The sequence below is a fragment of the Citrobacter sp. Cb028 genome (genome assembly GCF_030336705.1).
GTDB lineage: Bacteria > Pseudomonadota > Gammaproteobacteria > Enterobacterales > Enterobacteriaceae > Citrobacter > Citrobacter braakii.
In genome coordinates, this window is record NZ_JAOWCZ010000020.1 from 1 (window position 1) to 7214 (window position 7214).

General features: G+C 48.4%; 5 protein-coding genes and 2 pseudogenes. 4 read left to right on the top strand and 3 right to left on the bottom strand.

Annotated features, from left to right (window positions below):
• Positions 1-57: 57 nt before the first annotated feature.
• Positions 58-755 (top strand): IS1-like element IS1B family transposase gene (locus OGV75_RS01280; protein WP_095033700.1). Its coding sequence is split into 2 segments (ribosomal slippage): positions 58-307 and positions 307-755, totalling 699 coding nucleotides; the frame shifts between segments, so codons are not numbered across the junction.
• Positions 756-1520: 765 nt separating this feature from the next.
• Positions 1521-1841: a FlxA-like family protein gene (locus tag OGV75_RS01285; protein WP_049040620.1), complete on the top strand. Its 321-nt coding sequence runs from the start codon at positions 1521-1523 to the stop codon at positions 1839-1841.
• Between the two features lie 174 nt (positions 1842-2015).
• Here the strand turns inward: OGV75_RS01285 and OGV75_RS01290 are convergent.
• Positions 2016-2455, bottom strand: a pseudogene (locus tag OGV75_RS01290) (Tn3 family transposase); the annotation flags it as partial.
• 239 nt (positions 2456-2694) lie between these two features.
• Between OGV75_RS01290 and OGV75_RS01295 the strand changes: the two are divergent.
• Entirely contained in the window at positions 2695-3717 is a 1023-nt protein-coding gene (locus OGV75_RS01295; protein ID WP_000156887.1) for an IS110 family RNA-guided transposase, read from the top strand.
• Between the two features lie 659 nt (positions 3718-4376).
• Positions 4377-4748, top strand: a pseudogene (locus OGV75_RS01300) (TraX family protein); the annotation flags it as partial.
• A gap of 189 nt (positions 4749-4937) precedes the next feature.
• Here the strand turns inward: OGV75_RS01300 and OGV75_RS01305 are convergent.
• Positions 4938-6458 (bottom strand): methyl-accepting chemotaxis protein, encoded by a 1521-nt coding sequence (locus tag OGV75_RS01305; RefSeq protein WP_001301397.1) that lies wholly within the window; start codon positions 6456-6458, stop codon positions 4938-4940.
• A 1-nt stretch (position 6459) separates the two neighbouring features.
• Positions 6460-7157, bottom strand: a protein-coding gene (locus OGV75_RS01310) for an IS1-like element IS1B family transposase (RefSeq protein ID WP_095033700.1) whose coding sequence is annotated in 2 segments (ribosomal slippage) — positions 6460-6908 and positions 6908-7157 — 699 coding nt in all. Because the reading frame shifts where the segments join, the coding sequence is not laid out codon by codon here.
• Positions 7158-7214 lie beyond the last annotated feature (57 nt).

A 7214-nucleotide genomic window follows, 5' to 3' on the forward strand; every position in this document is an offset into this window, starting at 1 on the left:
TAGGTGATGCTGCCAACTTACTGATTTAGTGTATGATGGTGTTTTTGAGGTGCTCCAGTGGCTTCTGTTTCTATCAGCTGTCCCTCCTGTTCAGCTACTGACGGGGTGGTGCGTAACGGCAAAAGCACCGCCGGACATCAGCGCTATCTCTGCTCTCACTGCCGTAAAACATGGCAACTGCAGTTCACTTACACCGCTTCTCAACCCGGTACGCACCAGAAAATCATTGATATGGCCATGAATGGCGTTGGATGCCGGGCAACCGCCCGCATTATGGGCGTTGGCCTCAACACGATTTTCCGCCATTTAAAAAACTCAGGCCGCAGTCGGTAACCTCGCGCATACAGCCGGGCAGTGACGTCATCGTCTGCGCGGAAATGGACGAACAGTGGGGATACGTCGGGGCTAAATCGCGCCAGCGCTGGCTGTTTTACGCGTATGACAGGCTCCGGAAGACGGTTGTTGCGCACGTATTCGGTGAACGCACTATGGCGACGCTGGGGCGTCTTATGAGCCTGCTGTCACCCTTTGACGTGGTGATATGGATGACGGATGGCTGGCCGCTGTATGAATCCCGCCTGAAGGGAAAGCTGCACGTAATCAGCAAGCGATATACGCAGCGAATTGAGCGGCATAACCTGAATCTGAGGCAGCACCTGGCACGGCTGGGACGGAAGTCGCTGTCGTTCTCAAAATCGGTGGAGCTGCATGACAAAGTCATCGGGCATTATCTGAACATAAAACACTATCAATAAGTTGGAGTCATTACCCCCCCTTATTTGTCGTTTTGTTCATGATAATAGACGCTATCCTACTGGAACCCTGACGTACACAGAACCAGGACACAAATATTCGACCATTCTTCCCCCGTGAGGAATGGTCTTCTTTTTCATCAATTACCCAGCAATTTCCCCGATAACTCTTGTATTTCCCTGCCCAGTATAGCGTAGTATTTAGTCCCAAAGAATAACGATTAGCAGCACCCGAAACACTTATGTTACATTGCGTAATGATAACGCAACATAGCTATCTAAACCTTAAACTGGTATGATATTTGCGAACTGGTGAATATATAACATCAGACAGTGTATTGAAGCGGTCCAGGGGATGTCACCGGGCCGTTTTTTTTATTTGAAGGTATTATTAACTGAAATACTGATAATGATATATTCAGAGATTTGAAGTTGTCCCTTAAAAGTACTGTAAGAAATTGATCTTTTAATACTTAATCTAAATAGGTTAGGTATGACCGTGCCCAGGGAACAGCCGTGAGGATGGATTATCGTAACTACAAATTGTGTAAACACAAAAAGAGTATGTACTTTCCGGCCTTCAGCCAAAAGATATTCACTCACCACGCTGTCCAGCGCGTTCAAAATCATGTCTGGTAATACGTTAAACTGAACCGCAACAAGCCAGTCTATATAACAGCCTGAAAAAAATGAAAAAATAAATCATAAGAATTCTAAAGTATATCTGCGTATATGCCGATACACCTATATATTTACCATGGAGGTTCTATGTCTATATCAATACAAACTAATACAAGTATAAAAAGTTCTAACAGTTCAGCTAATAGTGAATCATCTCAGATATCACAAATTTTAAAGAAGATACAGTCACTTACAGAAAAACTTGGTAAGGTGTCGTCAGAAGATGGTATGACAACAGATCAGAAGAAAGAGATGGTGGCTATCATACAAAAGCAAATTCAAAGTTTGTCTGCTCAATTACAACAGTTACTAAAACAGCAGGCTGAGAAGCAGGACAAGGAAACGCAGACTCAGTCAGGTAAAAGGGAAGATAAGAACCTCGAAAATACTATTGATGTTTATGTATGAATAGGTATTCCGGTGTGGACAACCCTCACAACCGTTGAATAATTTTGGCCTCGTGACGAGGCCTATTCAAAGGTCTCCGGACAGACGTCACCGAGATGACCGTGGCGCCGGACCCTTTAAATCATTCAATTAATAACCTTACTTGTAGAGGTTCTCTCACTTAACATGTTCCTAGCCTAGCGGGGACAAATGCGATAGCAGTTGCTCGTTGATCTTCATCCCTTTACGCTTCAGGGCATCGACCGCTCTTTCCATATAGACGGTATTCCACAACGAGATAGCTGCCGTCAGCAGCGTCAGTCCGCTGGCGCGGTAGCTCTGATTTTCCGGTTTACGATCCTTGATTTCACCCAGACGGAGAAGGAATACCGCGCGCCAGCGCGTTACGGGCTTCTCCTTTATTCAGTCCCGCCTGGACCCGCCGACGAAGTGCCGGATCGCGGAACCTGTCGAGCATATACAGCGTTCGTTCAATACGGCCAATTTTCCTCAGTGCTTTGGCAAGTCCGTTTTGCTTGGGGTAGCTGGCTCGTCACGGTTCCCTGCTTTATCGAGGTTGCCAGGCGCAGCACTTCACGCCAGTGAATTTCGATCTCTTTCAGATGGAACTGGTCACCCTGACCTGCTCTCCATTGATTATCAGAGGCCAATGTTAGTCCCGCATCAGGGTAATCATGACAAATTCTCACTTCCGCTCTTCGCTCACAGCTGCCTGTCTACGTGGTCAATCTCCCTTACCGCAGCCTGGTAGTACAAAAAACGACCTTAACGAATGGAAGGGACTTCCCCTGATTATGCTCCTGATTAACTCTTGTGCAATCATGGGGTACACATCGTCCCGGAGGAATTCGTTATGACTATCACGACTGTCGGTATCGATCTTGCTAAAAATGTGTTTGCTGTTCACGGTGTTGATCAAAATGGTAGAACTGTTCTGGTTAAGCCTAAAGTATCGCGTGCTGCACTTCCTGAGTTAATTGCAAGTTTGCCTCCCTGTGTTATCGGGATGGAAGCATGCTCCGGGGCTCACTACTGGGCAAGATTGTTTCGGCAGTATGGTCATGAGCCACGTCTGATGGCTGCTAAGTTTGTATCGCCTTATCGTATGGCCGGAAAATCAGGAAAAAATGATGCAGCTGATGCTCAGGCTATCTGTGAAGCTGTTCGTCGTCCGCATATGCGGTTCGTACCAGTGAAAGACGAAAGCCAGCAGGCCATGCAGTGTTTACATCGTACCCGTCAGGGTTTTATCGAAGAGAAAACAGCAACGTATAATCGTCTGCGAGGATTGATATCTGAATTCGGTGTCATCGCGCCACAAAGTGCTGATGCCCTGCGCCACATGGTTTCTGTGCAGAAGAGCTCTTTACCGCTTCAGGTTCAGCAATGTGTTGATGATTTGATGGAACACGTTGATCGCATTGAAGCTAACATCACTGAATATGACCGAATTTTGTCCCACATAGCCAAAACAGATCATCGCAGTCAGCGGCTGATGGAGCTAAAGGGCGTTGGTCCCACAACGGCCTGTGCACTGGTCGCCAGTATCGGTAATGCACATGATTTTAAAAATGGACGTCAACTGGCAGCCTGGCTGGGGCTGACGCCATCACAATACAGCAGCGGGGGAAAGTCGAAACTCGGCAGGATCACAAAAGCCGGTGATTCGTATCTGCGAACGCTTCTGGTTCAGGGGGCTCGTTCAGTGCTTATTGGCGCCGGGAAAAGGACTGACTCATTCAGCCGTTGGGTTTGTATGTTGGTTGAGCGCAGAGGGTACTGGCGGGCTGTTGTGGCCATCGCCGCCAAAAATGCGCGGCTGTGTTGGGCATCACTACATTACGGTGATGATTTCCGGCTGTACTCAGTCAACTAAAGCTCGAAGCTGTATAACCATCTGACCTGCAATTCGTTGATGATAAAGGGTTAGACCCCGTGAGGCCTATCTGGCTATTGTACAGGATATACGTATCCGCTTAACGAACAAGAACCTCGCGCGCGTCTTTCATCAGGGCCCGAATCGATGACGATTCATCATGGCCGTTTATAGTACCGCAGTCTCTCCCCTTTATTTTTACTGAAGAGCAGACAGAAACCATAAATACCGGCTTTGACATGCCGGGGAAGTCCTTATAGTACAATAATTTTCGATATCCAAACTGACTCCAAGAAGAATATACCCTCAGTAACGGTGGCGGGGATTTGCCATGGACATAATATTGATACGACAACTGACCATTGATATTCATGGTAACATACTGAATAAATTGAATTTACTCTAAATTTATTCCTTCCTGTGCCGATAATTAAAGGGTCAGGAGGGAAGGGTTATGAACGATTTTCATATTTTAAGTCTTTGTGTTCAGAATAAGGATGTGGTAGGCGCCATGCGTGTGCTGCGGGATAAATCAGAGTTTGCGGCACGCATAATTCTGGAAAAATTAAAGGTTCGCGTGACGTCACAGACAGGCAGGGCTTTCTGGCATCATGTTCAGGACTGGCTGCTGATGGCGTGCCGTCAGGAGAATACACCGAATGAGTCACACGGTTCCCAGCCTTCTTCGACCCCTTCAGACACCAGGGCAGATCAGTCCTGCTGCCCTGGATATGGTCAAAGTGCTGGCACTGATCGCCATGCTGGCCGACCACATCAACACCCTGTTCCTGACGCCCGGCAACCTGCTTTTGTATGCGGCTGGCCGGATGGCCTTCCCCCTGTTCACGCTTATCTGGGCGATGAACGTGCAGCGCACACCGGAACGGCTCCAGGTGAGGGCAAACCGTCTGTGGAGATGGGCCGTCATAACCCAGCCTGTATTCAGCCTGGCTTTTGCGCATCACCATCCGTGGTGGGCACTGAACATTCTTTTCGTGTTCGCAGGTGTCACGCAACTGCTTGCCCTACAGGGGGGAACCGCAGAATTCGGAAAAAATCGTACGCTAAGCTAACGGTGTTCTCGTGACAGCTCTTTGACTAGGCTTTCTAAGGCCATTCTGATAGCCCTGACTTCCTGAAAAGCCATGGCTAAAATTTGTGCGGCTAAAAGGGATAACCGATGGTAAAGTAAGTTATCCCTGTCGAGATACTGAAAAGCGTTATCCTCGTTTTTCCCAAAACTGTTTTGCCAGTTCGCTCAGAGCGCTAGTTAACTGAGCGACAGATTTCGCACTTTGCAAATTATTCTGCCCGGTCTGTACATTGGTATCAGCAGCATCGCGTATATTGATAATACTGCGGTTTATGTCTTCACTTACTGCTCCCTGCTGCTCGACCGCAGTCGCTATTTGCGCGTTCATGTCGGTAATTTCGTTAACGCGTTGGCCAATTCCATCAAGAGCTGTAGCTGCTTCCTCTGCGTGAGCTACACTCGTGTGCGCTTGCCGACTACTTTGCTCCATGACTGTAACAGCGGATTGCGCTCGCTCTTGTAGAGCGCTGATCATGCTTTGAATATCCGTTGTCGATTGCTGTGTGCGAGCAGCAAGACTGCGAACCTCATCGGCGACAACAGCAAAACCACGCCCCTGCTCACCAGCACGCGCGGCCTCAATTGCTGCGTTGAGTGCCAACAAATTCGTTTGCTCGGCGATCCCTCGTATAACGTCAAGAACTTTTGATATCTCGTTACTTTGACCTTCAAGCTCATGAATAACCTGAGTGGCTTGCCTAATTTCACCTTCAAGGGCAGTGATTGACTGGCTTGTGTGGGCTACCAGACGCTGGCCAGATGCCGTCTCAGTGTCTGCTCTTCCGGCCGCATCTGCAGCATGCTGTGCATTGCTCGCAACCTCTTGAATGCTTGCCACCATTTGGTTTACTGCCGTTGCTATTTGATCTGTCTCTGCCTGCTGCTCAACTGTAAGTACATTGCTTGACTCAATATCCTTTAGTAGGCCTCGGGTGTGTTCGCTAAGCCGATTTGATGCATCACCTATGCGACCTACTATGGCGCCTGTTTCAGCTTGCATCATTCGTAAAGCAAACTCTATTTGGCCAAACTCATCGGTGCGCCCAGTGTAGAGGGATTGACTTAATGGGTTATTGGAAATATTCCTGGCTCTTTCAACCAGTCTTCCAAGAGGAGAGAGAATAGCCAAAACACTAACAGAGCTTAAGCTTCCTGACATTAAAGTGGCTAACAATAAGCTGCTTATTGATGTATCAGTAAGCATGCCGGCAGCCATTGCGCTTGATATAATACTACCCCATATGAGCAAGAGTATTTTCACGGAAAAGCTAGCAGCCAATTTCGGCCTCGCGGCCTTCCCGCTTCTCAATTGAGCATATAATTTTTCCGCAGCCAAAACCTGCTCAGGTTCAGGCTTGGTCCTTACAGACTGGTATTCAACAATCGAACCATTCTTAGCTATTGGCGTTACATAAGCACTTACCCAATAGTGGTCGCCATTTTTACAGCGATTTTTTACTAGCCCCATCCATGAGCGGCCAGATTTTAATGTACTCCACATATGCTCAAATGCAGCAGGCGGCATATCTGGGTGTCTTACGATGTTGTGAGGCTGGCCTAATAGTTCTTCCTCAGTGAAACCACTGATTTTAATGAAGTCAGGATTAACGTACGTGATATGGCTTTGAGGGGAGGGTAATGACTCCAACTTATTGATAGTGTTTTATGTTCAGATAATGCCCGATGACTTTGTCATGCAGCTCCACCGATTTTGAGAACGACAGCGACTTCCGTCCCAGCCGTGCCAGGTGCTGCCTCAGATTCAGGTTATGCCGCTCAATTCGCTGCGTATATCGCTTGCTGATTACGTGCAGCTTTCCCTTCAGGCGGGATTCATACAGCGGCCAGCCATCCGTCATCCATATCACCACGTCAAAGGGTGACAGCAGGCTCATAAGACGCCCCAGCGTCGCCATAGTGCGTTCACCGAATACGTGCGCAACAACCGTCTTCCGGAGCCTGTCATACGCGTAAAACAGCCAGCGCTGGCGCGATTTAGCCCCGACGTATCCCCACTGTTCGTCCATTTCCGCGCAGACGATGACGTCACTGCCCGGCTGTATGCGCGAGGTTACCGACTGCGGCCTGAGTTTTTTAAATGGCGGAAAATCGTGTTGAGGCCAACGCCCATAATGCGGGCGGTTGCCCGGCATCCAACGCCATTCATGGCCATATCAATGATTTTCTGGTGCGTACCGGGTTGAGAAGCGGTGTAAGTGAACTGCAGTTGCCATGTTTTACGGCAGTGAGAGCAGAGATAGCGCTGATGTCCGGCGGTGCTTTTGCCGTTACGCACCACCCCGTCAGTAGCTGAACAGGAGGGACAGCTGATAGAAACAGAAGCCACTGGAGCACCTCAAAAACACCATCATACACTAAATCAGTAAGTTGGCAGCATCACCTA

Excerpts from the sequence above, each read along its gene's own strand:
- OGV75_RS01295 (WP_000156887.1), top strand. The coding sequence starts at position 2,695 with ATGACTATCACGACTGTCGGTATCGATCTTGCTAAAAATGTGTTTGCT.
- OGV75_RS01285 (WP_049040620.1), top strand. The coding sequence starts at position 1,521 with ATGTCTATATCAATACAAACTAATACAAGTATAAAAAGTTCTAACAGT.